Origin of the sequence: Comamonas brasiliensis, assembly GCF_018292285.1 — a bacterium.
GTDB lineage: Bacteria > Pseudomonadota > Gammaproteobacteria > Burkholderiales > Burkholderiaceae_C > Comamonas > Comamonas brasiliensis.
On the sequence record NZ_JAANES010000002.1, the window covers coordinates 233,310 to 257,971 of the forward strand.

General features: G+C 60.3%; 30 protein-coding genes and 1 tRNA gene. 22 read left to right on the forward strand and 9 right to left on the reverse strand.

All coding sequences use genetic code 11. The annotated features are described in order from the left end of the window. Positions 1-430: 430 nt before the first annotated feature. From DJFAAGMI_RS09440 to DJFAAGMI_RS09450, 3 genes are all read right to left on the reverse strand, one after another. Positions 431-3,166 (reverse strand): VapE domain-containing protein, encoded by a 2,736-nt coding sequence (locus DJFAAGMI_RS09440; RefSeq protein ID WP_211456941.1) that lies wholly within the window; start codon positions 3,164-3,166, stop codon positions 431-433. Between the two features lie 77 nt (positions 3,167-3,243). Next, entirely contained in the window at positions 3,244-3,537 is a 294-nt protein-coding gene (locus DJFAAGMI_RS09445; protein WP_211456942.1) for a hypothetical protein, read from the reverse strand. After that, positions 3,534-4,055 (reverse strand): hypothetical protein, encoded by a 522-nt coding sequence (locus DJFAAGMI_RS09450; RefSeq protein WP_211456943.1) that lies wholly within the window; start codon positions 4,053-4,055, stop codon positions 3,534-3,536. Before DJFAAGMI_RS09450 ends, DJFAAGMI_RS09445 begins: the two co-directional genes overlap by 4 nt. A gap of 487 nt (positions 4,056-4,542) precedes the next feature. On the opposite strand from DJFAAGMI_RS09450, the gene DJFAAGMI_RS25030 reads away from it, so the two are divergent. Further along, the gene (locus DJFAAGMI_RS25030; RefSeq protein ID WP_045839884.1) at positions 4,543-5,178 is read left to right on the forward strand and encodes a LexA family protein; all 636 of its coding nucleotides are present in this window, start codon (positions 4,543-4,545) and stop codon (positions 5,176-5,178) included. A gap of 337 nt (positions 5,179-5,515) precedes the next feature. Here the strand turns inward: DJFAAGMI_RS25030 and DJFAAGMI_RS09460 are convergent, their stop codons facing one another. Continuing rightward, positions 5,516-5,977, reverse strand: coding sequence for a hypothetical protein (locus tag DJFAAGMI_RS09460; RefSeq protein ID WP_211456944.1), 462 nt, complete (start codon positions 5,975-5,977; stop codon positions 5,516-5,518). A 123-nt stretch (positions 5,978-6,100) separates the two neighbouring features. On the opposite strand from DJFAAGMI_RS09460, the gene DJFAAGMI_RS09465 reads away from it, so the two are divergent. Genes DJFAAGMI_RS09465 through DJFAAGMI_RS09505 form a run of 9 tightly spaced genes read left to right on the forward strand, consistent with a single transcriptional unit; the run spans position 6,101 to position 11,146 of the window. Next, entirely contained in the window at positions 6,101-6,838 is a 738-nt protein-coding gene (locus DJFAAGMI_RS09465; protein ID WP_211456945.1) for a VapE domain-containing protein, read from the forward strand. Continuing rightward, positions 6,832-6,969, forward strand: a complete 138-nt coding sequence (locus DJFAAGMI_RS09470) for a hypothetical protein (protein WP_211456946.1) — start codon at positions 6,832-6,834, stop codon at positions 6,967-6,969. Before DJFAAGMI_RS09465 ends, DJFAAGMI_RS09470 begins: the two co-directional genes overlap by 7 nt. Next, entirely contained in the window at positions 6,966-7,115 is a 150-nt protein-coding gene (locus tag DJFAAGMI_RS09475) for a hypothetical protein (protein WP_211456947.1), read from the forward strand. The genes DJFAAGMI_RS09470 and DJFAAGMI_RS09475 overlap by 4 nt, the downstream gene beginning before the upstream one ends. Then, a complete protein-coding gene (locus DJFAAGMI_RS09480; protein WP_211456948.1) occupies positions 7,115-7,468 on the forward strand; it encodes a hypothetical protein in 354 nt (117 codons plus the stop codon). The genes DJFAAGMI_RS09475 and DJFAAGMI_RS09480 overlap by 1 nt, the downstream gene beginning before the upstream one ends. After that, entirely contained in the window at positions 7,461-7,928 is a 468-nt protein-coding gene (locus tag DJFAAGMI_RS09485; protein WP_211456949.1) for a hypothetical protein, read from the forward strand. The genes DJFAAGMI_RS09480 and DJFAAGMI_RS09485 overlap by 8 nt, the downstream gene beginning before the upstream one ends. Then, on the forward strand, positions 7,925-8,182 hold the full coding sequence (locus DJFAAGMI_RS09490) for a hypothetical protein (protein ID WP_211456950.1): 258 nt from the start codon (positions 7,925-7,927) through the stop codon (positions 8,180-8,182). The genes DJFAAGMI_RS09485 and DJFAAGMI_RS09490 overlap by 4 nt, the downstream gene beginning before the upstream one ends. Positions 8,183-8,196: 14 nt before the next feature. Next, positions 8,197-10,524: a ParB/RepB/Spo0J family partition protein gene (locus DJFAAGMI_RS09495; protein ID WP_211456951.1), complete on the forward strand. Its 2,328-nt coding sequence runs from the start codon at positions 8,197-8,199 to the stop codon at positions 10,522-10,524. Next, positions 10,521-10,916: a hypothetical protein gene (locus DJFAAGMI_RS09500; protein ID WP_211456952.1), complete on the forward strand. Its 396-nt coding sequence runs from the start codon at positions 10,521-10,523 to the stop codon at positions 10,914-10,916. Before DJFAAGMI_RS09495 ends, DJFAAGMI_RS09500 begins: the two co-directional genes overlap by 4 nt. Further along, on the forward strand, positions 10,913-11,146 hold the full coding sequence (locus DJFAAGMI_RS09505; RefSeq protein WP_211456953.1) for a hypothetical protein: 234 nt from the start codon (positions 10,913-10,915) through the stop codon (positions 11,144-11,146). The genes DJFAAGMI_RS09500 and DJFAAGMI_RS09505 overlap by 4 nt, the downstream gene beginning before the upstream one ends. A 14-nt stretch (positions 11,147-11,160) precedes the next feature. On the opposite strand, the gene DJFAAGMI_RS09510 is transcribed toward DJFAAGMI_RS09505, so the two are convergent. From DJFAAGMI_RS09510 to DJFAAGMI_RS09520, 3 genes are all read right to left on the reverse strand, one after another. After that, a complete protein-coding gene (locus tag DJFAAGMI_RS09510) occupies positions 11,161-11,808 on the reverse strand; it encodes a hypothetical protein (protein WP_211456954.1) in 648 nt (215 codons plus the stop codon). Positions 11,809-11,868: 60 nt separating this feature from the next. Then, on the reverse strand, positions 11,869-12,606 hold the full coding sequence (locus DJFAAGMI_RS09515; protein WP_211456955.1) for an abortive infection system antitoxin AbiGi family protein: 738 nt from the start codon (positions 12,604-12,606) through the stop codon (positions 11,869-11,871). 107 nt (positions 12,607-12,713) lie between these two features. Beyond that, entirely contained in the window at positions 12,714-13,754 is a 1,041-nt protein-coding gene (locus DJFAAGMI_RS09520; RefSeq protein WP_211456956.1) for a tyrosine-type recombinase/integrase, read from the reverse strand. Positions 13,755-13,880: 126 nt separating this feature from the next. On the opposite strand from DJFAAGMI_RS09520, the gene DJFAAGMI_RS09525 reads away from it, so the two are divergent. Together DJFAAGMI_RS09525 and DJFAAGMI_RS09530 are read left to right on the forward strand one after the other, a co-directional pair. Continuing rightward, positions 13,881-13,955: transfer RNA gene (locus tag DJFAAGMI_RS09525), tRNA-Arg, on the forward strand. Between the two features lie 262 nt (positions 13,956-14,217). Next, the gene (locus tag DJFAAGMI_RS09530) at positions 14,218-14,430 is read left to right on the forward strand and encodes a hypothetical protein (RefSeq protein ID WP_043008408.1); all 213 of its coding nucleotides are present in this window, start codon (positions 14,218-14,220) and stop codon (positions 14,428-14,430) included. Positions 14,431-15,378: 948 nt separating this feature from the next. Here DJFAAGMI_RS09530 and DJFAAGMI_RS09535 read toward each other — a convergent pair. After that, positions 15,379-16,389 (reverse strand): phage portal protein, encoded by a 1,011-nt coding sequence (locus DJFAAGMI_RS09535; protein ID WP_211456957.1) that lies wholly within the window; start codon positions 16,387-16,389, stop codon positions 15,379-15,381. After that, the gene (locus tag DJFAAGMI_RS09540; protein WP_419095612.1) at positions 16,386-18,146 is read right to left on the reverse strand and encodes a terminase large subunit domain-containing protein; all 1,761 of its coding nucleotides are present in this window, start codon (positions 18,144-18,146) and stop codon (positions 16,386-16,388) included. Before DJFAAGMI_RS09540 ends, DJFAAGMI_RS09535 begins: the two co-directional genes overlap by 4 nt. A gap of 306 nt (positions 18,147-18,452) precedes the next feature. Between DJFAAGMI_RS09540 and DJFAAGMI_RS09545 the strand changes: the two genes are divergently transcribed. From DJFAAGMI_RS09545 to DJFAAGMI_RS09590, 10 genes are all read left to right on the forward strand, one after another. Then, positions 18,453-19,277, forward strand: a complete 825-nt coding sequence (locus DJFAAGMI_RS09545) for a GPO family capsid scaffolding protein (RefSeq protein ID WP_211456959.1) — start codon at positions 18,453-18,455, stop codon at positions 19,275-19,277. 37 nt (positions 19,278-19,314) lie between these two features. Further along, entirely contained in the window at positions 19,315-20,328 is a 1,014-nt protein-coding gene (locus DJFAAGMI_RS09550; protein WP_211456960.1) for a phage major capsid protein, P2 family, read from the forward strand. 68 nt (positions 20,329-20,396) lie between these two features. Continuing rightward, positions 20,397-21,245 (forward strand): phage terminase small subunit, encoded by an 849-nt coding sequence (gene gpM / locus DJFAAGMI_RS09555; RefSeq protein WP_211456961.1) that lies wholly within the window; start codon positions 20,397-20,399, stop codon positions 21,243-21,245. Between the two features lie 116 nt (positions 21,246-21,361). Then, on the forward strand, positions 21,362-21,853 hold the full coding sequence (locus DJFAAGMI_RS09560; protein ID WP_211456962.1) for a head completion/stabilization protein: 492 nt from the start codon (positions 21,362-21,364) through the stop codon (positions 21,851-21,853). Between the two features lie 2 nt (positions 21,854-21,855). Continuing rightward, positions 21,856-22,068, forward strand: a complete 213-nt coding sequence (locus tag DJFAAGMI_RS09565) for a tail protein X (RefSeq protein WP_249334116.1) — start codon at positions 21,856-21,858, stop codon at positions 22,066-22,068. Between the two features lie 29 nt (positions 22,069-22,097). Beyond that, entirely contained in the window at positions 22,098-22,562 is a 465-nt protein-coding gene (locus DJFAAGMI_RS09570; RefSeq protein WP_211456963.1) for a hypothetical protein, read from the forward strand. Continuing rightward, entirely contained in the window at positions 22,559-23,134 is a 576-nt protein-coding gene (locus tag DJFAAGMI_RS09575) for a glycoside hydrolase family 108 protein (protein WP_211456964.1), read from the forward strand. The genes DJFAAGMI_RS09570 and DJFAAGMI_RS09575 overlap by 4 nt, the downstream gene beginning before the upstream one ends. Next, complete coding sequence (locus DJFAAGMI_RS09580) at positions 23,131-23,619, forward strand: lysis system spanin subunit (protein WP_211456965.1); 489 nt, start codon at positions 23,131-23,133, stop codon at positions 23,617-23,619. The genes DJFAAGMI_RS09575 and DJFAAGMI_RS09580 overlap by 4 nt, the downstream gene beginning before the upstream one ends. After that, entirely contained in the window at positions 23,616-24,116 is a 501-nt protein-coding gene (locus DJFAAGMI_RS09585; protein ID WP_211456966.1) for a phage tail protein, read from the forward strand. Before DJFAAGMI_RS09580 ends, DJFAAGMI_RS09585 begins: the two co-directional genes overlap by 4 nt. Continuing rightward, positions 24,116-24,577 (forward strand): phage virion morphogenesis protein, encoded by a 462-nt coding sequence (locus DJFAAGMI_RS09590; protein WP_211456967.1) that lies wholly within the window; start codon positions 24,116-24,118, stop codon positions 24,575-24,577. The genes DJFAAGMI_RS09585 and DJFAAGMI_RS09590 overlap by 1 nt, the downstream gene beginning before the upstream one ends. Positions 24,578-24,662 lie beyond the last annotated feature (85 nt).

Below are 24,662 nucleotides of genomic sequence, written 5' to 3' on the forward strand. Positions count from 1 at the left end.
TGACCACTGACTGCTCACTTTCTGATCTGTTGTCCCTTTGTCCATTCTGTCCACCCTTTGTATATAGAGTTCAGAGAACCCGCCTGCAAGCCACGCGCACGCGCACCTGCACCCCTAACGCATCGGCCTGTGCCCGCCCGCCAGTCCAACTCCGCAGACACCAGGACACAGCAACCATTCGGCAATGCAGCGGCCTCAACCCTGGAAACCAGGAGAAGGGGTATCTGGTGAGGTCCATGCAAAACGCGTGGACATCGTGGACATGGACAGACATCAGTCGATAGGCACACCAAAGCAGGCCGTCCCCGCCACTGCACCGCAGGCCTGGCACACCATTGCCATAGCCACTACGTGGACGCGAATCACGCCTCCAGCCACGTAGGCAGTGCAGCGCGATTCAGGCGCTGCCCTCCATTGAAAAGATTGGTAATCAGAACGGCGCATCGTCCCCGTCCCACGGCTCGGCGTCGTGCGGTGCAAACTCGGGCGGCAGAGGCGGCGCCACAAACGTGACGTCTTCCACAGCCTCAGCCACGCCCGGAGCCAACGCTGGCGCCTGCTCATCCAAACCACCCACACGCTCTTGCGGCGGCCAGTTCTTCGGCCGCACATAGCCCCAAGGCCTGGGCGCCACACTGCTACGCTTACGCTCCCAGCCCTCATGCTTGAGCCAGCTGGTAATCTGCCCCTGCAGTCCTGGCGGCGCCTTGGCCGGGTCTGCACCCAAGGCCTGCACCAACTGCGGCAAGGTCACAAAGTCGGCCAACTCATTGACCACGCTCTGAATGCCGTTCTGCACAGGCACCCGAGTCAGCACATACAGCAGCTCGCCATCGACGGCGGTTTCCACCAGGCGGCTCTCCTGCATCGGCTTGAACAGGCGCTCTTCCTGGTCGCCCGTGGGCGTGTAAGCCTCACCCTGCAGATAGCGGGCAAAAGCCTCGGCCAGCAGCTGCTCGCGGTACTTGGCCACGAACTCGGTATTGATCTGGCGCTTGACCGGGATCGGCCAGAAGCGCCGGTTACCCGTGCGGTCGCGCAGGTACGTATCCTCATTGGTGGTGCCCACCAGCACACACTGGCGCGGGAAGGATTCCACCGTGCTGCCATAGGCCACCCGGTAGCGGTCCACCTTGGCCGAGATAAAGGCCTTGATCGCGCCCACCTCTGACTTGCTGAAATGGGTGAGCTCGGCAATCTCATACAGCCACAGGCCTTGCACCTGCTCCTGCGCTTCCTTGCCCTTGCCCACTTCAAACGGGGTATCGCTGAAGTATTCGCTGGTGGCCAGCGTCTCCACCAGGGTGGACTTGCGCAAGCCGCCGCTGCCCTCAAGCACCGGGCAATAGTCAAACTTGCAGCCTGGATCCATCACCCGGTAGACCATGCCCAGCAGCCAGAACCGGCCAACCAACCCCAGGTACTCAAACAGCGCGGGCTTGATGGTTTCGGGCTTCTCTCCCAGCACATGCACCAGCCAGTTATCTACGCGCGGCTTGCCGTCCCACTTCAAGCCCGTCAAATAGTCCCTGATCGGGTGATACCGGCGCGTGGCCGCGACCGTCAACATGCCCTCTTCCAGCGCAGCCTTGCTGATGCTCGGCAGCCCATAGGTATCGGTCAGCCACTTGCCCAGCAGCAAAGAGTCGGAATTGCGCACCTCGCCGGGCTTGGCATAGGGCCAGGGCCAGGCCTTGCGGCACTGCACCGTATTGCGCAGCTCGTCAAAGCCCAGCACTTCCTTAATGTCCGGCAGGCGCTCCAGGCAGCGAATCACGAACTTGCGCGAGACATTCCAGCGCTCCTTCTCGCCGTCGTAGTAGTACGACATCCAGCTCGGCACCAGATAGCCACCGACCTTGACCATGTCTTCGTCAAAATCGTCATCATCATTGCCGCCCGTGCCAACGGGATCATCGTTTTTTGGCGGCTTGCCACCGCTGCCACCGGCAGCTGCAGGAGCGTCAGCCTGAGCGGGCGCGTCTGCAAGCGCATCCACAACCGGCAAAGGCTGCGCCCGGCCAAAGAAGGCCAGCACATCCTCGCCCGTCCAGCCCTCATCTGCGATGGCGTCCTTGCAGTCCCAGCCGCTGGGCTTCTCGCCAGGGGCAGGAATGGGCAACAGTTGCACCTTGCAGCCATGGTCGGCCTGCAGCACCCCGCCAATGTCCAGCATCGCCTTCATGCCTGGCTGCTTCTCGGCAGGCAGCAAGGGTTTGCTGGCCTCCAGTGCAGCCTTGGCTTCGGGGTCATCCTTCACCGTGGCCTGCTCGGCCTTGGTCAGCTTCTCGCGGTGGGCGTCACAGTCAGGCCACAGCAGCACCGCACAGCCGGCCAGCCATTCCCACATGGCCTTGACCCAGGCCTTGCAGCCACCCGGCCAGGACACCACGCAATAGATGCTAGGGGCGCACGCATCTAGCAGGGCTTGCAGCACCTGGGCCTTGACCTCGCCCTCAACCAGAATCACCGTGCGCTCACCTGGGCGTGTGCCGCCAGGAAAGTACAGCGGCCGGGGTTCGTCCCAGGTGCGCCACTTCCAGGCCAGGCTGCCATCGCGGCCAGACTTCGCAAAGGTATAGGGCAGCGTATCTTTGCCGCCGTCGCTGGTGCCATAGCGCAGCACATAGCCCAGCAGATCTGCGCCGTCGCGGTACTCGGCCGTGTTCTGCAGATCCTCCGGCTTTCGGTGGAAATGAGAGAACGTGGGTTTGGGCGCGATGGAAGGCACAGGCCAGAAGGAAGTCCAGCGCTCTTTATCACTTTGGGGCTTTGGGGCCGGCGCGGGGCGTGGATTGGCCAGTGGTGCCACAGCAGCACCGCTAGCAGTCTTCACCACTCCAGCCACATCCTCCAGGCCCAACTCGCGAGCAAGCTGCAACGCGGCCTGCACTGGGGTCAAGCCATGAATCGCTGCATACAAACTCAGCAAGTCGCGGCCTGACTTATCCGAATTGAAGTCAGACCAATAGCCGGCCTTCTCGCCCTCCAGGCGCACACTGCAGCTGCGGCCTTTACCGCCGCCGAGGTTTGCGCACTTCCACTCGTGCCCGTCTCGCTTGCCGCCACGCAGCCATGCCTCGACCAGCGTATCTATCTGACCCAGCAATGCATCGGCCAGCGCCCGAAACTTGAGCGGCGGCAGTTCTTCGCGGTGCTCTTTCATGCGGCACCTCCAAGCATGAGAAAACAGAAGAACACGCCGGCGTCCCTAACACCGGCAGCGTGTGCCAAAACCATTCCTTACCCCCAGAGCTGCATGGCCTGCGACAGGCCGACGAAATCCGCCTCATTGGCGGCATTAATTTGATGTGGCAGCGCGTACTCGGCTGCCGGTCGATTACGTCCAGGCACCTTGCGGTCGCCGCAAATAAGAAGGCGCCCGTAGCGCTTCATGTCTTTAAGGGTCTGGCTTGCCAAGGCCTTCGGCCATCCTGTAGCCTCCGCCAGCTCGGCCAAGGTAGGCCCACGCTCCGGGGTCCACAGGCGCTCTACTGCTTGAAGCAGTGCCAGGCTGATTTCTCCTGCTGGTCTCATGGCTCGACCTCCAGGCCAGCGGCGCGGCGCACATTGCGGTGCAAGCGCAGGAGCAGTTCCACCTCGCCCATGATCTGGGCGCACATCTGTTCGGCCTCGGCCGGCTCCACGCGCTTGTCCTCGGTGACGCGCATGCCCAGGGCTGTCAGAGATCCACCCTCGACGCCCAGCTGCAGCAGCTTCTTCTGGATGGCTTCGGCCTCGCAGGGCCAACCACCAGGAGGGGCCGGTGGCAAGGTCATAGCCACCATGCCGTATTGCTGGTTCAGCATGCTCAGCCACTTGAGGGCGCCTGGCTCGCGGCATTCCTGCATCCATTCCGTCAGCAGCTCCAGCATCTCCAGGTTGATCCACTCGCCATCCACGCCACGCAGGCGGGCACGCAATGTCTCGGTGTGAATGCTGCGACCACGGCGCATGGTCAGAAAGGTGGCAGCGGCTGAGACGCCGCCGGGGGTGTTGCGCACCGCGTTGTAGAGCACATCGCGCCATGCATTTGGAGACAGATAGCAGGTCACAGAGCACCCCCTTGAAACAGAAAAATTCCAGGCTTTCGGCCCGCGACCGCAGCAACGACACTGCGTCCATGAACAAAAAAACCCACCGCCCGCAGCACAACAAGCTGCACACACCTGCCCGCGTGTGCAGCACCTTGATAGAGCGAGGAGACAAAACGCCCGGCAGCTGTGCAGCTCCGATCTGGGCGGTGGGTGAAGGTCAGGCAGTCAACCAAGGGCCGACTCCTGCGAAGGCTGTGCGCCGACATGGCTCATCGCAGCAACGTGCTTACGCCACAGTGCCGCTTGAACGCGGTCAACCTGATCCTTAGACAGCTCATCAGGCCATTGCGATACCGCAGACGGTGTAATCCGGCACTCGCGCGCGACTGACGCGGCTGTACCACCCAACAGTTCAAACGCATGAGACTTTTCCATGCGGCTGACTTTAGCACACTCAAGTCACAAACGAAAGCAGCCTAAAGTGTTTAGGTGGCTTAATTAATCCATGGCCCTTAAAGATCGCATCCAGGCACTCATAGACGCGGGGTTCACTCGCACAGAGATCGCTAAAGCCGCGAAAAAGTCCCAAAGCGCAGTGACGCAATGGCTCAGCGGCGATACCAAGGAGTTGAAGTCCGATTCAGCAGCCGGCATCCAAGCCGTTACCGGCTTCAGTGCCGTATGGCTTGCCACAGGCAATGGACCACGGCTCGCTGCAGAAGCTTCCAATGTGGCGCTAGGCCCCAACATGGGCGGCACCGTGCCCCTTCTTTCTAGCGTCCAAGCAGGCAACCCCAAAGAGTTAGTGAACAACTATTCCCCGATGGCAAGTGATGCAGAGCAGATCCCGACTGCCGTCCCAGTCAGGCAATACACATTCGCCCTGCGAGTTGAAGGCGACTCGATGGAGCCAGACTTCAAAGAAGGCATGGTCATCATCGTTGAGCCAGATCTAGAGCCTCTGCCCAACGATTTTGTGATCGCCAAGAACGGCAGTGAAGAATCCACATTCAAGCAACTTGTGAAGGACGGCGCGGATTGGTATCTCAAGCCTCTCAACGAACGTTATCCCATGAAGACCTTCACCTCGGACATGAAAATCGTTGGAGTAGTGAGAGCAGTTGAGCGTCGCTTTCGTTGAGCACACTTAAGAAATTATATTTAGCCAGCTTGCAAACTAAACTTTAGTGAGCTAAAGTCCACCCCGCAACTCGCGTGAGTTGTGGGCTCCACGGCATCGACCGGGCCAGCCCCGGTCGTTAACAACCTGCTGAGCACATACGGCACCCCTTGGTGCCCTGCCCTGCGCCGTGCAGGGCAAACCTAAGCGCTTTGCCAACCCGGCCAAAGCGCTTAGGTTTGTGCCGCGCCCGTGGTTCTTCTCCTCCCTCCCTCTCTTACTTGCCACGGGCTATGCGGCCTTTTCTTCGGGCACAAAAAAAACCGCCTCAAGGGCGGTTGGTGCATGTAGGCCAAGCTCACAGACTCGCTTGAACGCGTTTGGTCCAATCCGTACCGGACTGACCTGCGCAGCTGGTATTCCAGTCAACGGCCTTGCCTGCTGCGTTTGCTGCAACGCTCTCGGTCACCACTGCATTGAAGCTGTTGGTTGCCCGGAACACTAGGCATACGGTATCCGTCTTCTTGATATGAACGATGGAGACCAGCTCAAATGACTTTGGGTTCTTCGCTATCGAGCGCATGGCGTAGGCTGTGTTCAACATGCGAGAGAACATGGCTTTATCCACCGCCTCTGCGATGGCGCGATCCGCCAGACGCTTTGCGTCTTCGGCCTTTTGCTCAGGTGTCTTCTGCTCCTCTAGGCGCTGAATAGCCAACTGATTCAGACGCTCCTGCTCCTGCTTGCTGTCACCGCACGCAGCCAATGAGACAGCAACAGCCCCGGACGCAAACCAAGCAGCGATTCGATTCCTCAACATCTTTTCCCCTCAAGACCTCTACTCGGCCTGGATCCTACCAGCCACCCCGAGTGGTGCCGCATGTGCTCAGCAGGACCAACCCGCCCCGACCAGGCGGGTTTTTTCTTGCCAAAGGACTAGAGGATGAGCACTACAGAAGCCCGTGCACACGTGTGCACAACACCCAAAACCCCTATTGAGTACATCAACAGCCTGCCCGAGTGGGATGGCGTGCCGCGCCTGGACACCTGGCTGCCGCACGTGCTGGGCCAGTCACCGAAGAACGCAGGCATGTACCACATGGAGTACTTGGCCTTGGTCGGTCGCAACTGGCTGCTGGCGATGGTGCGCCGCGCGCAATACCCGGGCAGCAGGTTCGAGCAATGCCTCGTGCTGGAGGGCCATGCTGGCACAGGCAAGTCATCTTTACTCCAGGTGCTCGCCGGTCAAGATTTCTTCTCTGATGAAGCCGCAGACCTGAGCTGGGGCCGTGCCACCAAGGAGCAAATGCAGCGCGTCTGGCTCTATGAAATTGGCGAGCTGGCCGCTTTCAGCAAAGCAGACATTCACTCCATCAAGTCCTTCATCACCAGCCGAAACGACGCATACCGCCCCCCATTCAGCGCTGAAACCAAGTTCGCACCGCGCCAGTTCTTGGTCGCAGGAAGCACCAACAACGAATGCTGGCGCGAGCGTCAAAGCACCCGCCGATTCTGGCCAGTTCCAGTGCCTTTTGCGATCAATACACGCTGGGTATACCAACACAGGGACCAGCTCTTTGCAGAGGCAAAGGCCCGCATCGATGAGGCCGACTTCATGCAGGATCTGACCCTCCACCCCGGCATGCCCGGCCCAGTGCGTAGTGGGGCAGTCCCATGCTGACCCGCTACATCGTCACCAGCGGCGGCAAGCGCCGCACCACTCTGGCCACGGGCGGCTGCGATGCCATCGCGCGCGCCATGGCCCGCTTCGGCAACGCCCACCCCATCAGCGCACGGAGGGCTGAGGCATGAGCGCGCCCATCATTCAACTGGACGGGGCACCCACACCCCGCATGCTCAAACGCAACCGGCGGGCCTATATCCGCTGGATGGCTGTCTGCGCAGCGGCCCTGACCTTGGCCGCACTACGCGTGGCGATTGACGCTGGAGTGCTGTGATGGACACAGCCTATCCAGATGCCCAGATTGAGATCAGCGGCGAGCTGGTTACGGACGCAGAGGTGCGCACCGTGCTCATGGGCAACGATCAAACCCCCATGCCCGTGCTCTGCCTGCTGATCAAGGCCGACCGCTGTGGCTACCACCCGGTTCGTTCCGAGGTGGTCTACCCAGCCGCTCTGCGCCATGAAGCCGATAAAGCAGCGCGCAGCCTGAAGCGTGGCACCCGCGTGACCGCCACATCCCCTGTGGCTCATCTGCGAATGACGATGTCCATGACCTCAAACATCCAGGTCCACGGGCGCGCCAAGCAGCCAAAAACAACCCCACCCAAGGAGGCAGCACATGCCTGATCTGAATCGCATCACCCTGGTCATCGAAAACCTGCCTGATGGACACGCCCAAGTGCACGTGGACATCCCAAGCCCTCGCCCCGGCATGCACCTTGAGACAGCAGCCCACGCGCTGGCTATTGATGCCGTGGGATGGCTGGGCAAGCAGCCAGCAGTGAAAGGCTTCCTGTACGGCCTGGCCCCTGCGGCACAAGCAGCGGCACCAGTAATTCCACCCCTTACAGGCGAGCTGAAGAAGATCCTCGGATTGATGTGCTTTCAGTGCACCACTTTTGCTGAGGCCCTGCGCATGGGCGGTCACGACGTCCCACGCAAAGCGGAAGAGGAGCAGGCAGCCGTGATGCACTGGATGCTGACCCACTACCTGACACATGGCGACGACTGGCGCACCCATGCCACCCATGACGTGGACCGCATGCGCGCCCACTGGATGGCCCAGACCGCAGGAGCTGCAGCATGAAAACTGCAGCAATCCAGGTCAAGAAGAACGACCCGCTGAACCTAGGCAAGCAGCTTGCAGAAACGTTTGTCATGCAACCGCTGGCCAATACCTACACGCCCGGCGATGAGGCATTCGACAAAGCCCTGCAGGCAGCCATTGGCACGCTGATCGGAGCCTTTGCGGCGATCTATGGCCCTGACCACGCCACCGCACTCACCCAGAACTATCTGGAGCTGATTGCAGAACTCAAGCAAAAAGCCACAACACATTAAGGGAGGCCATAGAAATGACCGACACCAAGGACACCGTCACCCAGGCCCTGCCCACGCCAGGCGCTGGCGAGCGCATGGACCATGTGGCAATCGTCAGCATTGCCCGCAGCCTGACCAACCCGCGCAAGCGCTTCGACGCGACCAAGCTCCAGGAACTGGCGGACAGCATCGCGGCCAGCGGTGTGCATCAGCCTATCTTGATTCGCCCGCTCCCAGGCCACCGCCTGGAAGACACACACCGCGAAGCCCGCGCACTCAAGCAGCCCGCGCCCGAGTATGAGCTGGTGGCCGGCGAGCGCCGCTGGCGTGCCTGCCAGTTGGCGAAGGTTGCGCAGATCCCGGCCATGATCCGCCCAATGACCGACGAGCAGGCCCTGGAAGTCCAGGTCATCGAAAACCTGCAGCGTGAAGACGTCACCGAGCTGGAAGAGGCCGAGGGCTATGAGTCGCTGATGAAGCACAGCAAGCTCAACGCTGATCAAGTAGGCGCAAAAATCGGCAAGAGCCGGGGCTATGTCTATGGTCGGCTCAAGCTGCTGGACCTGTGCCAGCAGGCACGCGAGGCATTGCGCGAAGGCAAGATTGATTTCAGCAAGGCATTGCTGGTGGCTCGTATCCCCAACGAGCAGCTGCAGATCAAGGCCCTCGACTTCATGACTGATGATGACTGGCGCGGCGAGTTTCCGAGCTACCGCGCTTGCGCCCAGCATGTGCAAAACGAGTTCATGCTGCGGCTGGACACAGCGCGATTCAAGATCACCGATGCGAGCCTGCTGCCCGAAGCGGGCACCTGCACCGATTGCAAGAAGCGCACCGGTGCCGACCAAGAGCTGTGGAACGACATCAAGAGTGCAGACGTGTGCACAGACCCCAGCTGCTTCCACAAGAAGACCGATGCGCACACCGCCCAGATGGTGCGTGACGCCCAGGACAAGGGGCAGAACGTCATCACCGGCGCAGAAGCTGCAGAGCTGGCCTCTGACCACTGGGGCAACTCAAAGCTCAAGGGCTATCGTCGCCTGGACTCCACCGAAGACAGCCCGACCGACGTACCACTGCGCAAGATCATCGGCGCGCAGATGGAAGCCGAAGGCATCCAACCCACCAAGGTAGAGCACCCGCGCAAAAAGGGCGAGCTGATCGACGTGCTGCCCAATGAAACGGTGTTGCGCCTACTCAAGATCGTGGACGGCCAGGCCCAGGCTTCAAAGGAAGTAGCCAAGGAAGTTCGCGCCTTTGCCGATGACAAGAAGGCCAAGGCGAAAGCCAAGGCCGAAGCCAAGTTTGAACGTGCCTGGCGCGATGGCCTCATTGACCGCACCTGGACAGCCATCACCAGGAACATGGGCGGGCTTTTCACCACCGAGCTGCACCGCTATCTGGTGCTACGCACGGTCAGAAGCCTATCCGGCGACGATGCACTGGCCATTGCAGATGTGCTGGGTTTGGATCGGGTGGGCGCACACAGCGCATTGATTCAGCACGCAAAGGACACACTCGTCCCAGATCAGCTGCACATGCTCTGCATCATGCAGACAGACAGCCGCGTGAATGACCATAGCTACGGCGACCGCGTTGCTAATGAAGGTCTGATGCTGGTATCTGGCGCGGTGTTGAAAGAGCAGCTGCAGACAGTTATCAAGGAAACCAAAGCAGCAGCCGCAGACGAGCACCTACCCAAGCCCGAACCCGTCAAATCTGCCGCCCCGAAGGCCAATCTACCCCAACACCCCGCTGCGCGCGCTGGCGATGATGGCGGGCGAGGCAATGCCAAAAAAGGCAAGAAGCCCGCTGCGCAGGCCAGCGAAAAGCCGAAAACCAGCGCTGCGCATGCGTCTGCCCAAATCGCTGAGGCGTTGCAGGAGTTGGAAGGTTCAGGCGCGGCCGCAGCCGCGCAGGGCATCGATGGGGCGCCTGTGGCTGTCGCCCAGGCACCCATATCAGGCGCTAAAGCGCAAGGCGACAAAGCAGCCCCTGTAGCCGCCAAAGCGGCTCATGGTCTGCCGCCCGCCTCCGAGATCGAGGACGACTTCCCCTACCCGGACGATGACGCCCAGCAGCCTGCTGTTGCGCAGGCTGCGGCCGCTGAAGATGGCCAAGGCAATGCAGGCGCGAAGACAGGGGCTGCAGCGAAGCAATGGACGGCCGAGGAGCTGGTGGCCGAGCGCGTGCAGATCCGGGAGAACGCTACCGGCAAGCAGCAGAAGCCCTGGATTGGCTACGAGGGCACGGTCGTGGCCCAGATCGGCCCCGAGTCCGTAGACGTCTCCATCGTGCGCGCTCCGCGCTGCAAGCCCATTCGCGTGGCTTTCCATATTACTGAAGTTGAGGTGATTCAATGACTTTGCCGTCCGTTTCCCCATTACATGAGCCGTTTAGCGGCCAGGATGATGTGATCGGCCACCTGCTGATGCGCGGACAGCAGCAAATCGCGGACTTCGACACCCTGAAAGAGGCCAAGGCCGCGCTGATCAAGGATCTGAAGCAGCGTGCAGACGCATGCACAGCAGCATCTGGCCTCACCGAAGCCGAGGCACTGGAACACCGGCGCAAGGAGTACGGGCTGACCAAGGGCCAGTTTGCGGCCGTGCTCGGCCTGGACGCAACCAACTATGGTGCAGTGACTTTTGGCAAGCGCCGGCTGCCCGCTGCCGGCATTGGTCGTGCGGCCGCTATCGGCGTGCCACTGCAGCCATTGCTTGCCGGTCGAAAAATCAAGGGAGCCAAGCCATGAGCAGCCTGGTCACGCAAATGATCGTCACCGAGAAATACGGCCTGCGCCTGAATACAGCCCAGATCGCGGAAGTGCTGGGCATCACCAAAGCCGCTGTACTCAACAAGGTCAGCGACGGGACCATGCCCATCAAGACCTACATGGATGCCGGCAAGCGCTGGGCCGACTACCGAGATGTAGCCGAGCACATTGACTCCTGCAGGCAGCGCGCGGCCCTGGCCAGCGGGTGAGCAGGCCTCGCTGCTCACTGCTGGGAGACGGCCCCAGCTGCAGACAACATCTCAGCACTGCGCTTGGCAATTTCCCTTCTTTGCGCATCGACCTGCTCGATCACATTCTCCAAAGCAAACTCACGCTGCCATCCACCATGCGAGAACGCCTCGCGGGGCATGTCAGCATGAACACGCAGCCTACGCGCGATGTCCGACACATCCAATCCCAACTGGGCGTATTCGCGCTGCCGAGTCAAAAAATAATCGGAGTATTCAGGTGGATCGTCATATTCCCAAAGACCCGAAAGCCGATTCTGGATTCCCTCTCGCTTATCAGGAATCTGCAGGATGTCGTACATCAGATCTTTTGGGAGAACCTTCCATTCGACATCAATATCGAGCGGCAAGAACTCCGGCGCTGTCACAGTCGGCTGGTGATACTCGCCCCCTCCTCCTGCTGGCCGCCCCTCAGACGTTCCGTCATCCCGTGCAACTTGCCAACACCCGTTCACAAACCGTTCCAAATGGGAGACGACAAGGACGGCAAGGTAAGTCCTGTCTCGCTCATCCTTCCTTTTGTCGCTCAAGGACTCCTTGATGGCAACGAACAAGTTACCCAGGATGACGCCGCTAATACCTGCCCCTGCGGTGATAATTGCGGCAATGTGAGCATCATTCATGCTCTGCCTCCCTCGAAGAAAATTTATCGGTCTACCCGAAGGCAAGACACGTCGATCGACCTAGATGTCCGCCTGAATGCTTTCTAGAGATGTGACCCTCGACATAAGAACTTTGGTATCAGCGCCCGGATAGCGGTCCAACCCCACCTGGATGAAGTTAATCAAATCAGGAATGTCTGCATCCGACTTAACAAAGATGTACTTCACATCTTTGGGGGTGAACTTCAAGCTGCAATGGACTTTGGATGACTGATTGTGTCTTTCTAGCGCATCCGGATTTTCAAAGGCATTCGCATGCAAATAGTCTCGAATATCTGTCGATCGAGGCACATGGCGCCACTCGGACTCTAGATAGAAGTCCTTTTCAACCGGAGATCCGTCGACCGTCATGATGCCTTGCGAAGGCTTGACATGAGCGTACACATAACGAAGAGTGTGGTTCGCTTTGGCTAGCTCTTCATCCTTAAGGCGGTTGGCAAGGACCCCGAGCCTGCGCAGCTCAGCACTGACCGGGTTCTCACCAGCCAAATAAAAGACTGGATTCAGGGCGTTTGCAGTAGCCCACTCACGGGTCATCCCAAGACCGTATTGACCATAAAAGTTGACGTGATCCGAGATTCGGGATAGCGGAATATCACAGAAGCAAACCATCGGAAAAGCGATGGCCTTAGCACCTTCTTGACCCAGCCAGCGCATGTCTTCAGTGCAGTACCGAGGCCAGAATCCGCCATCAAGGATGAGTTTCAATGTTTCGCGGCTTTTAGTGAAATGGAAAAGAGTGCTAGATCGCGGCGTCATTGAGCTACTTTAGATTGAAGTGGATTGCTAGGTGATTTCGACACACCGCTATTGACTCAGCGCCATGCACGAATTTGTAACGTGCACTATATCTGCTCGTTACATGACTACCGTTTGCTGGCCGGCCCTTCATGCAAATCCTCTGGCCTCAGGTTTGTGTACCGCTTCAAGTTTTCCCACTTCTTGTGGCCTGTGACTAGGGCCACTTCGGGGATCTGATAGCCAGCCTCAAACAGCAAGCTGGTGCTCTCGTGTCTCATGTCGTGCAGCCTCAGGTCGTCGATGCCCAGCTCCTTGCAGGCTTCACGAAAATACTTGCTCACGGTCTGCGGGTGCAAGGGGAAGATCCTGCCCAACACATCATCACGCGGCTGCGCCTGGACGATCTCCCAAGCCCTGCCCAGCAGCGGCACCCACATATCGTTGCCGATCTTCTTGCGTGGATCTTTGCGATTGCGCACCAGCACCATGCGCTTAGCCTCATCCAGCTCGCTAAACAGCAGCTTGCAGACCTCGCCACGGCGCATGGCGGAGTAAGAAGCGAACTCCACAAAGTCCGCATAGCCCTGCCCCCTGCGCTTGACCAGGTATGCAAGGATCTCGCCCAACTCCTCGCTTTCAGGTCGACGTGCACGCACACCACCTGGTGATATCAGCTTGAGGTGATTGAGCAATGGCCGGGCCTCGGCCACGACGTTGGGGATCTTGACCTTGAGATACGGGCCGGCATATCGCATCACCGTGCTCAGCTTGGTCAGATCCATGCTGATGGTGTAGCCGCCTGCTCCTTCCTCTGCCCGCATCTGGCAGAACCCGACCAGCATCTGCGGAGTCAATGCCATCACATCCAGTGTGCCTAGTTCGCGCTTTAGCCTCAGCAGTGTGTAGTACTCATTAGACGTATCACGCACCGAGCGCCCTGAGGCCTCGCGCATGGACACGTACGCATCGATCACAGTGCCAACCAGCAGCTTTTTCCCCATCACGCTCTCAGCGCGCGGAGCCATCCCGTCCTCGATGTCGGACTCGATACGGCGCGCCCAATTTTCCGCCTGAGCCTTGGTCCCAAACGTCTTGCAATATGATGGGAACCCTTTGCGACGGATCAGTGCCCGCCACCTGTCGCCGATCTTTGTGATGCTTGCCACCGCTGTATCTCCGAATGAAGTGATACACCGTATCACTCCGTATCACTGACCAAATGAGACGGAATGATATTGGATTAGCAGCACAGAGAGAAAGCCAGGAAAATTCGCGGATACAATCTCTAGTCACTCCTCGTAGTTCAATGGATAGAACGGTCGCCTCCTAAGCGACAGATACAGGTTCGATTCCTGTCGGGGGGACCAGTAAAGCATTGAATTTCAATGGTTTTTGGTGGAAGTGGGGCATAAGTGGGACATTTTCCCGCTTTGACGCTCAGACTTTGATAAACGCAGGCCGTGTTGAACGGCGCTGCGTTTTTTTTCGTCTCAACTTCGGCCCAGTTCTGGCAGTCATGCCGCCATCCGGCGACGCCTTCCTATGGCCTTGATACAAAAAAGATAGCGTTTGCTTACACAGTAAACTGCGGAATATACTGTACACACATACAGTGTCTGTTAGGTAGCTATGGCGGCAAACAACTCAGCAAGCGAGCAATTTCAGAATGAGATTGATGATGTGAGCGCATCTGTTCAGGCGCTTTGCGAACTGCTGGCCGCTGCTCAGAACACGAAGGTAAGCGCCGCCTGCGTGCATGCAATCCTCAAGCCCATGGCTCGCAGGCTGGATGTCGTCGCAAGCACTGCGGCAGATGCGCGGCTTGTGCTGAAAACCTCGTAATTTCCCGTAATACAAAATGCAGCCCAAATGCCATGCATTGCGTGCATTGGTGTGGCTTTGAAGTAGGCCGACCGGGTAGTAATTTGCGCCCCACGAAGCGGGCAGGCGCGGCGGGGGCGTCATGGCGCGCCGCCGGGTTGAGGGGCGGCTTCTGGCCTTGCTTGACGGCACAGGTCATGGGTGAAACAGTGACTGGAAGGGGCAAGCTCCGGCCTTGGCGTGCGCGTCTGGCTGCGCTAAGGGGTGGCGTAGTGCAGACGCAAAAAAGGGCGCAAATGCGCCCTGATACTTTTGGTGCATATTCCGGTCGAATTAACCGCCTGTGCCAGTTGTGGCTGACCCGACTGCTGGTCGTGACCGTCTGAGTTCGGCCAGCAGCAGTCACTCGATGTTGCCCCTCGACACTCATCGTAGGCAGCGGAGTTGACGTCTTTAGGTTTGCCTAAGTCCGCTGGGACACGGCATCATTAAGGCTTAATTTTATCTAAGCGACAACCGAGAAATCTAGTTGAATGTATGAGCACCGACGTCCAAAAAACCTTTAAACCACTCGCAGTTTGCTTTGGGCTGGGGCTACTGTCTCCCTTTCTAGCTAGTTTCCTTGGCCGAGGGGCCCTTGCTACTGGTGTCTCTGTGATTGGCTGGACGTGTTTTCTGCTCCTTGCCATCCTTTATCCAATTTTTTCAATTAGGCATGGATTTATACGAACGCGGACGTCTACTACGTACAGAAACGAAGAACCAGTACGTTTTTGGGTAGGCCTGGCTACTCTGGAGGCACTGATGCTGCTGTCTCTATTGCTCGCATCCCTCGCACTTTATTCGTACCTAAATAGCCCAATTTAACTGTTAGGACTGAACGACGGCTCAGGGTCGTTTGCTGCCGGTGGTCAGGCCGGCCATCGCGTATCGGAATGATGGTCAAGTCAGGCCTGCGCCCGCATTTCTTTAAGCTTCGCTGCCCGTCCGAGGTGCGAACCTCACAATGTCCATGCCTGCCCACTCGTTGAATGTCTCAAACAACCCCTGCAGCGGGACTATTTCGTTCGCGTGGAACACCTCCAGGGACTGGCTGGCATTGCCGAAGCCGCCTGTGTTGTTGGGGATGATGCCCAGCAGTCCAGGCGGAACACGATGCGCGGCCAGCACATCGTCCTTGCTCGCGTTCTTGATAGCGCTGAAATCATCCTTGGCCGCAATCTCGCTGACGGGAATCAACTTGAGGCCTTCGGGCTTGCCGCCTGGGGCATGGACAAACAGATTGCGGAAGTTGCCCGGCCCCTTGGACTTGCGCAGCTGCTCGCGTAGCTTCTCCACATCCCCATTGCTCACTGCGCTGTCGCTCAGGTACATGATGAAACCGGCGTGGCTGCCGTTCTCGTAGTAGCGGCGCCGGAAGATAGTGGCCGACTCATTCAGCAGCGCCGACTGCAGCGCGCTCAGATACTCAGGCAGGCCGTACAGCTCCTGATTGATGTCTGGCTCGCGCAGATGGAAGACGGAGCCAGGCACAAACTCATGTTCTTCGCGCCAGTTGGGCACGTAGAAATAGCGCATCTCCTGACCCCGGCGCATGTACCGGCTCAGCGAATGTTCAAAGCGCATGGTGCGGCCGGACAAAGCGCGGCGGGCTTCAAGGTAGCCATTGCCGAACACCAGAAAGTCGGTGGCCCAGGCTTTGAAGGTTTCGCGCGACATCATCGGATGTGGGATAAAACTCGATGTCAACAGATTGCGTTTCAGGTAGATGGCAGAGCTGTGGTGCGGCGATGCCCGGAAAGCATCGGCCAACCCATCAAGCGGAAACGGTGGCTCATACCAGCGGCCGTTAAACATCGCTTCCACATAGTCCAGCAGGCGCAGGCGGCTGACCGTCTCGGGGTCCCCGAAGGTGAAAACCTCTACCTGCCCTCCCTGTGTTTCTGCCTTGGCCATGGGGGTGGGGTTCTTTCTGGTCATTCGTAAACCTCTACAGATGAGTTGCCGCCGTGGACATCCCCGGCGAGTGATTCGTTATCCAGTGCGTGCATGACCGCCCAAGCCAGATCGGCGTGGCCGATATCGTCCGAGCGGCCGGACTGATAGGTGACATGGCGCTGGCTCGGCGTAAGCACCTTCTTGATGGCCATGAACGCGGCGGCCACATCGGTGCAGTCGGCGTCCATTTCCAGGCGGCCCTTGCTGATGACCTGCTTGGCCTTGAGCACCAGCCGCGCCTTTAGCGCCAAGTCATAGTGATAGGCACGCGCCTGCGGGTAGAACTTGATGACGTTCTGATAAACGCCTTGGCCCAAGCCCGTGGTGTCGATGCCCATGAACGTCACGTTGTATTGCACGGTGATGCTGCGGATGTACTCGGCCTGGGCCTCAAAGTCAGCGCCCCGGAACTGCTGGCGATGCAGCAGGCGGAACTTGCCGCCCGGCACCTTGGGCGGCGCAATAACCACCAGGGCCGCCGTGTCGCCGGTAAACGAGGGGTCATAGCCAACCCACACCGGCTGCCACGCAAATGGACGCATGGCGAGAGGCTTGAAGTCGTCGGCCCATGCCTCCCACGAATCCACCATGCACGCCTGCATCATCTGCAGCGTGAACTGTGAATTGCTGTCGTCGATGAACTCGCAACGGAAGAGATTGGCAAACTCGTCGTCCGGGTACTCGTCCAGCAGCTCGGCCAAGTCAAACAGATTGCAGCCCAGGCGCAGCGCGTCATCAATGGTCACGATGTGGCGGAATCGACCATCAGCGCAGCGCAGGCCGTTGGCCAGCGCCTTGTGGCTCAGGTCAATCTGCACATGCTTGGCTTTGTCTCGGCCCCGGTTGCGGTCCTCCCCAGTCCAGAACGAGTAGGCCTCATGACTCTTTGCCGATGGCGTGCTGAAATAGGTCTTGCGCCAATGCTTATGTGTGGCCATGGCGCTGGCCACCTTGTTGAGTTCCTTGAAGTTGCCCGTCCAAAAGAACTCATCGAAATAGAAATCCCCGCTGCGGCCTTGGGCCGTCTTGGCATTGGTGCCCAAGAAATGCAGCTCGGCGCCATTCCACAGTACCATGGGATCACCGCCCAGGTCTACCCCCACTTCATTGGCGAACGCCACCATGTAATTCTTGAACTGGTGCGCCTGGGCCTTGGATGCGGACAGAAAAATCTGATTGCGCCCCTCTGTCACCGCACGAATCAAGGCCTCTCGGGCGAAGTAGAACGTTGCGCCAATCTGGCGCGACTTGAGCAGAATGCGCGTGCGCTCCTTCTGGGCCTCAAACCATCGGTTCTGATACCCAAAATTTCCCGCGTGGAATATCTCAAGCAGCTGCTCTGTCTGCTCGGGCGTGAACTCGTTGCGCTTGGGTTTGCGCTTCGGGGCGGCATTGCGGCGGGCAATGTTGGGGTTTAGGTCCCCTTCCTTGCCGGTTTCTTGGTAGCGCTCCACCCGTGCGGTGCGCTCCAGCTGGCGGCCGAGCAGGTCGATTTCCTTGAAGTCTCCGCCTGTCTTTTCGTCCTTCATGATGAGCTGCACCATGCGCAGCTCAAGCGCTCCGTTCACGCGATCGAGCGGCGTGAACTTGTCCCACTCTTCCGCATCGCGCCAGCCGTAAAGCGTGGTTGCCGGAACGCCCAGCTTTTCCGCTATCAGCTTGGGCCGCCAGCCCTGCCAGTACAGATACCGCGCCACCTGTTTGGGCTGCGAACTATTGGCCAGCACGGCCGCCTGCATGGCGCTGCCCTGCTCCTGGGCCTGGGCGAGCACGAGCGCACCGAAATCAGCGTCCTTCTTTTTGGCGGCTTTGGCCTGTGGCTGCTCGCCTGCAGCAAATGGGGCGCAGTCATCCCCGGTCGGTTTCTTTCGTGCCATGGCAGGCAGTTTTCCGGGCGGGCTCCATCTAAACCAGCGCGCGATTACGTCCACCGCGCCGCCACAACGACACCCGCGTGACGCGGCGCAGGCCGCTGGACACCATGAGAACTCACCGCGAACTCATCGCCGGACACCGGCAAACCCATCAGCGAGGCTCATCCACTCATGTCCAAGAAATCCCGCTTCTTCCGCGTCGCCGTCGAAGGCGCCACCTCTGACGGCCGCACCATTGACCGTGACTGGCTGCTGCAGATCGCCAAGCACTACAACCCCAAGGTGTACGGCGCCCGCGTCAACATGGAGCACATCCGGGGCTATGGCCCTAATAGCGACTTCCGCGCCTATGGCGATGTGCTGGCCGTCAAGACCGAAGAGGTGGACATCGGCGGCCAGAAAAAGCTGGCTCTGCTCGCCCAGATCGACGCCACCGATGAACTGGTTGAGCTCAACAAGCGCCGCCAAAAGCTCTACACCTCTATCGAGGTCCGCCCCAGCTTCGCTGATTCCGGCGAGGCCTATCTCGTCGGTCTGGCCGTCACCGACAACCCTGCCAGCCTGGGCACCGAAATGCTGGAGTTCGCTGCCAAGAACCCGGACGCCAACCCCTTCAAGCTGCGCAAGGAACAACCCGACGATGTGTTTTCCGTGGCCGAGCCTCTGGCTCTGGAGCTGGAAGATGAAAGTGCCGGCATCGTGGCCAGCTTCAAGGCCAGCATTGCCGCCGCCGTGGCCAAGTTCACCGGCAAGGAAGTCACCGACGACGCCCGCTTTGCAGCTGTGGCCGATGGCTTCGGCGAGCTGGGTGAAAACTTCTCCAAGCATGTCCAGGCCGCACAAGCCTCTCAGGCCAAAACCGACCAGTCTTTGCAGACCATGGGCGCGGACATCGACAAGCTCAAGCAGCAGTTCGCCAAGCTGGACAACACCGAAGCCCCCAACCGCCGCCCCGTGGCCAGCGGTGGAGCCGGTCAGCAACAAACCGATTTCTGACCCCCCGCCCAATCCGTCCCACTTCAAGGAACCATTCATGCGCAACGAAAGCCGCCAAAGCTATAACGAATTCCTCGGCCGTGTGGCCCAACTCAATGGCGTCAGCACTGCCGACACCGACAAGGCCTTTGCCGTCGCCCCCAGCGTCCAGCAAAAGCTGGAAAACGCAATGCAGGAGTCCAGCGAATTCCTGCAGCGCATCAACATCGTCCCCGTGGATGAGATGCAAGGCGAAAAGCTCGGGCTGTCCCTGTCCGGCCCCATCGCCAGCCGCACCAACACCGCCGACAAGGACCGCCAGACCCGCGACCTGACCGGCATCAGCGCGCGCGGCTACCACTGCCAGCAGACGAACTATGACTCGCACCTGAAATACTCCCTGATTGACGCCTGGGCGAAGTTCCCCGACTTCCAGGTCCGTGTGGCACGCATGCTCGCCCACCGTCAGGCGCTGGATCGCATGTGCATCGGCTTCAACGGTGTATCCATCTCGCCGGATACCAACCTTGCGGCAAATCCCTTGCTGCAGGATGTGAACAAGGGCTGGCTGCAGAAGCTGCGCGAAGAAGCACCCGAGAACGTCATGCGCGAGGGCAAGGTGGCGGGCAAGGTCGTCATCGGCCCTGATGGCGACTTCAAGAATCTGGACGCGGCAGTCTTTGATGCCAAGCAGTTGCTGTCTCCCTGGCATCGCAACAATCCCCAACTGGTCTGCATCCTGGGTGACAAGCTGCTGCACGACAAGTATTTCCCGCTGGTCAATACCACCCAGGCACCCAGCGAAACCCTGGCGGCAGACATCGTTATCAGCCAGAAGCGCGTCGGCGGCCTGCAGGCCGTGCAAGTGCCGTTCTTCCCCGAAAACGGCCTGCTCATCACCACGCTGGACAACCTGTCCGTGTACTGGCAGCGCGGCGGCCGTCGCCGCTACATCGTGGAGAACCCCAAGCGCAACCGCGTGGAGGACTACCAGTCCAGCAATGACGACTACGTGGTGGAAGACATCGGCCTCGCGTCCATGGTCGAGCACATCGAAATCGTCGAGGCCTAAGCCCAGCCGGGCCGCCGTCAGTCCGCATCCGGCGGCGGCCACTCTCCGCAACTACCGGAAAACGCATCATGCAACTCACCCCCGCACAGCGTCACCGCGCCCGCGTGCTGGCTGCGAAAGCCCAGGCCGAAAGTCCTTTCGGCATCGAGGTACAGGGCAGCGAATACGAGCTGATGATGGCCAAGCTGGCCACCGACAAGCGCACGCTCAAAAACATGGAATCGGTGCAGCTCAAGCGCCAAGCCAAGGCCGCCATGCTGCCCGACTACCTTCCCTGGATCGATGGCGCATTGACCAACGGCAAGGGCGCCAAGGATTTGGTTCTCACCACCACCATGGTCTGGGCCATTGACGCCGGGGCTTACGGCCTGGCATTGCGCATGGCTGCCTATGCGGTGCAGCACAATCTGCCCCTTCCCGACCAGTACCACCGCAGCACTGCCGCCCTGCTCATGGATGAGTTCGCAGGCGCCTACCTGGGCGGCCAGTGGAACCCCATCAAGCCAGACGCCAGCGGCATGGTGCCTGATGACACCCACCCGGCTGAGCACCTGACGGCCGTGGATGGCATCACGCAAAGCCTGGATGCCCCCGACCAAGCCCGCGCCAAGCTCTACAAGGCCACGGCCTATGCCATGTTGGGCAAGGTCCAGACCGCCGAGGAACCGGCGCTGGACGACATCCCCCAGGAAACCCTGGGCGGCGTCCAGGCGCTGCTGGCCCAGGCGCTCAAGCTGGACGCGCAGAGCGGCGTCAAAAAGGACATGGAGCGCATCGAGCGCAAGCTGCGCGCCCTGGCGGCGCCACCTCAGACCGATGGCGCGACGGCACCCGCTGCACCGGCAGCTGCAACTGCCACCACTGCACCACGCAAGCGAGCCACCCCGGCCAAGTCTGCAGCCAAAGGCAAGCGCTAAACCCACCGAGCACAGCCCCCGTGCTGGGCGGCTCGCAGGGCCGCGCGAAGGCTTCGGCCTACCGCAACGCCCTGCGACCACCGCCCACTACGTTGGCACCACACCAGCCCAGCACCATGACCATGATTGCCAACGCGCCGCCCATCATCGTGACCGACCCGCCCAGCAAACCGCCCATCACGGGCGTGCTGGACGCTGGCAGCTTCTGGCCTCATATCGACCTCGCCAAGCTGCGCGACAGCGTGGACGTGGACGGCTCCGTTACTGCCGCCCGCCTCACCCACGCTGCTGCCAATGCCTTGGCCAGCGTCATAAAGGACCTGAGCAGCTGGGCAGCTGGGCAAGCCGCTGCCGGGTTCGATGCGCTTTCCTCTGTCCCGGCCATCGCCATCAACGGCACTAGCGTCAACGTGTTGTGCTTTGAGCGTGCTGTCTACGCCTATGCCAAGGCCGACCTCATCGAGCGCTACGCCGGCGCAGACGCCACCGGCCGCACCGAGCCTGGCGATGAGCGCCGCGAGCTGCAGGCCAGTGACTACCGCGCGGACGCCTTGCGCGCCGTGCGCGACATCCTGGGCGTGGCCCGCATGGAATCGGAGCTGATCTAGCCATGACCATCACCGTTCAGGCACAGCAAGGGGACACCGTGGACATGCTTTGTCTGCGCCACCTGGGCACCACTGCAGGGGTGACAGAAGCCACCTATGCATTGAACCCAGGCCTTGCTGCGCTTGGCGCTGTTCTGCCCCTGGGTCGGCGGGTCATCCTGCCCGACCCGCCCACCGCCCCCACCGCCCCGAAAACCATTTCCCTGTGGGACTGACGCCTGCTCAACCTAACCACTTCACTGCCATGTCTGAACCCACCTCTGCTGTCGGCACCTTCGCGGGCTACAAGCTCGCCCTCTTCTCCCTGCCGGTCATCGCCAGCCTCATCGCCTTCTGGCTGGGCCTGCGTTTCGTACCGCTTCGCAGCACCGACCCGCGCGGCGACCTGCTCAATCGCGTCCTGGCCTGCTTGGTCAGCGGCTTTGTGCTCGGCGTGCCTGCGCTGGTGCTGCTCATGCAGCACTGGCCAGGGGTCTTTGAGGCTGGGATGCGACTTGCCACCATGGCCGCTGTGCCATCCATTGCGGGCTTTTTCATCATTACCGGCTGCGTGCTGGTGGTCTGCTCCATCCCTGGCCCGTGGATCGTTGCGGGCGTCTTCCTCTGGCTCAAGCGCAGCGAAGGCCAGACCATCACTGAAATGGCCGACCAGCTGCGTGGCGACCTTGCGGGCCATGGCGCTGCGGGCCGCAAGGGAGGTGCCGAATGAGCGCCGTTACCTACATCAATGATTTGATCGAACGCGAAGGCGGCCACTCCAACGATCCCACGGACTCGGGCAAGGAAACCAAATACGGCATCACCATCGCCACTGCTCGCGCCTACGACTACACCGGCCCCATGCGAGACCTGCCTTATGCCACGGCACAAACCATCTACCTGCGCCGCTACTGGATCGAGCCCAACTTCCACCGCGTCGATGAAATCTACCCGGCGCTGGCCGAAGCGCTGCTCGACTTCGGTGTGCTGGCTGGGCAGCAAACAGCCGCCATGCAGCTGCAGCAGGCGCTGAACGTGCTAAACCGCAACGGCACCGACTATCCCGACATCGCAGCGGATGGGCGCATTGGCACCCTCACCCTGGCCGCCCTGCGCACCTTCCTCAAAAAGCGCGGGCGTGAAGGCGGTGGAGTGCTTTTCGGCATGGTTTGCGCTCGCCAGTCGGTCTATCTGCAGGAGCTGGCCGAGCGCCGTCCCAAGGATGAAAAGTATCAATACGGCTGGCAGCTCAATCGCGCGCTGGGCCAGATACTGGGCGGCAAGGACTTCCTGCCAGCATGACGCCCGCCAGCATCATGACCACCCTCGCCCGGCTGGTCGTACTCATCGCCCTGCTGCTCCTGCTCAACGCCGTGGACCAGCGCGCGGAGGAACGAGGCATGCAAAAAGCCCAGGCCCAGCACAGCGCCGCCGCTGTCCAGCGCCTGGAGTTCTCCATCGAACGCAGCGGCCAACTCGCTGGGCAGCTCGGCCAGCTTCTGGACCGCAACCAACTGGAAAAAGCTGATGCAAAGATTGCCTTTGATCGCCTTGACTCTGACCTGCGCAGTGGCGCTCTGCGCCTGTCAGTCCGCACCACCGCCCAGCCGGGAGGCAATCACAGTGCCGCCGCTGGGCCTGTCCAAGCGAGAGCCGACATTGACCCAGCGGATGCTGCAGCTCTTGTCCGCATCACCGAAGACGGCGACAACGCAATCAGGGACCTCAACACCTGCATTGACGGATACGCCCAAGTAATGCGCCAAGCCAACGGGGGGCACCCATGAAGAAGCCGCAATCATTGCGCAACTTCCTTGCAGGCGCCATCCCTGAGCTGCAGACCGACCCGCAGCGGCTCAAGATGTTTGTGGAGTCCGGCAACATGGTGGCGCGCAGCGGCGAAACGCTTTCCTTTGAATACCGCTTCACGGTGCGCCTCATCATGCTGGACTTCGCGGGCAATATGGATCTGTTCGCCGTTCCCATCCTGGCCTGGCTCAGCACCTACCAGCCTGACCTGCTGCAGAACAAGGAAAGGGCCGCCAAGGGTCTGCGCTTTGATGTGGAAGTCCTGGCCAACGACAAGGTGGACCTTGTGATTGAGGTGGACTTGACCGAGACAGTCATCGTCAAGGAAGACCAGGACGAACAGGGCCGCCAGCGCCTGACCGCAGAACACAGGGGCGAGATATACAACCCCAAGCCCTACGCAACCGGCGACTACAGCCTTTACCTGGGCGGCAAGATCGGTGCAGAGTGGCACCAGACACAAGGGCTTGACTGATGGCCGACGCCCTGGAGCAGCTCGCAGAGTGGGCCACGCCACTGCTGCAGCGCATGGAGCCGGCAGGCCGCAAGGCCGCCATGCTGGAGGTGGCAACCTATCTGCGCAAAAGTCAGGCCCAGCGCATTGCTGACCAGCGCAACCCGGACGGCTCCCCCTATGAGCCACGCCGCCCGCGCGAGCAGTTGGCCAAGCGCCAGGGCGCCATTCGTGGGCAAATGTTCATGGGGCTGCGCAAGGCTCGCAACCTGCAGCGCAAGGCCACCGCAGACATGGCCAGCGTGGCCATGAATCCCCGCGTGTCCTACGTGGCCCGCGTCCATCACTACGGCCTGCGCGACAAGGTAGACCGCCGCGACCGCAACAGCCCTGTGGTGAAGTATGCGAGCCGCGAGCTGCTGGGCTACACGCAGCAGGAAGTAAAAGACATAGAGGACATCTTGATCAATCATGCGACCTAGAGGCAATGCAGCGCAACTGCACAGAATCTCACTCGCTTGTGGACCTGCTAGCGGTCATTTAACTATCCAGAAATCACTAGTCGAT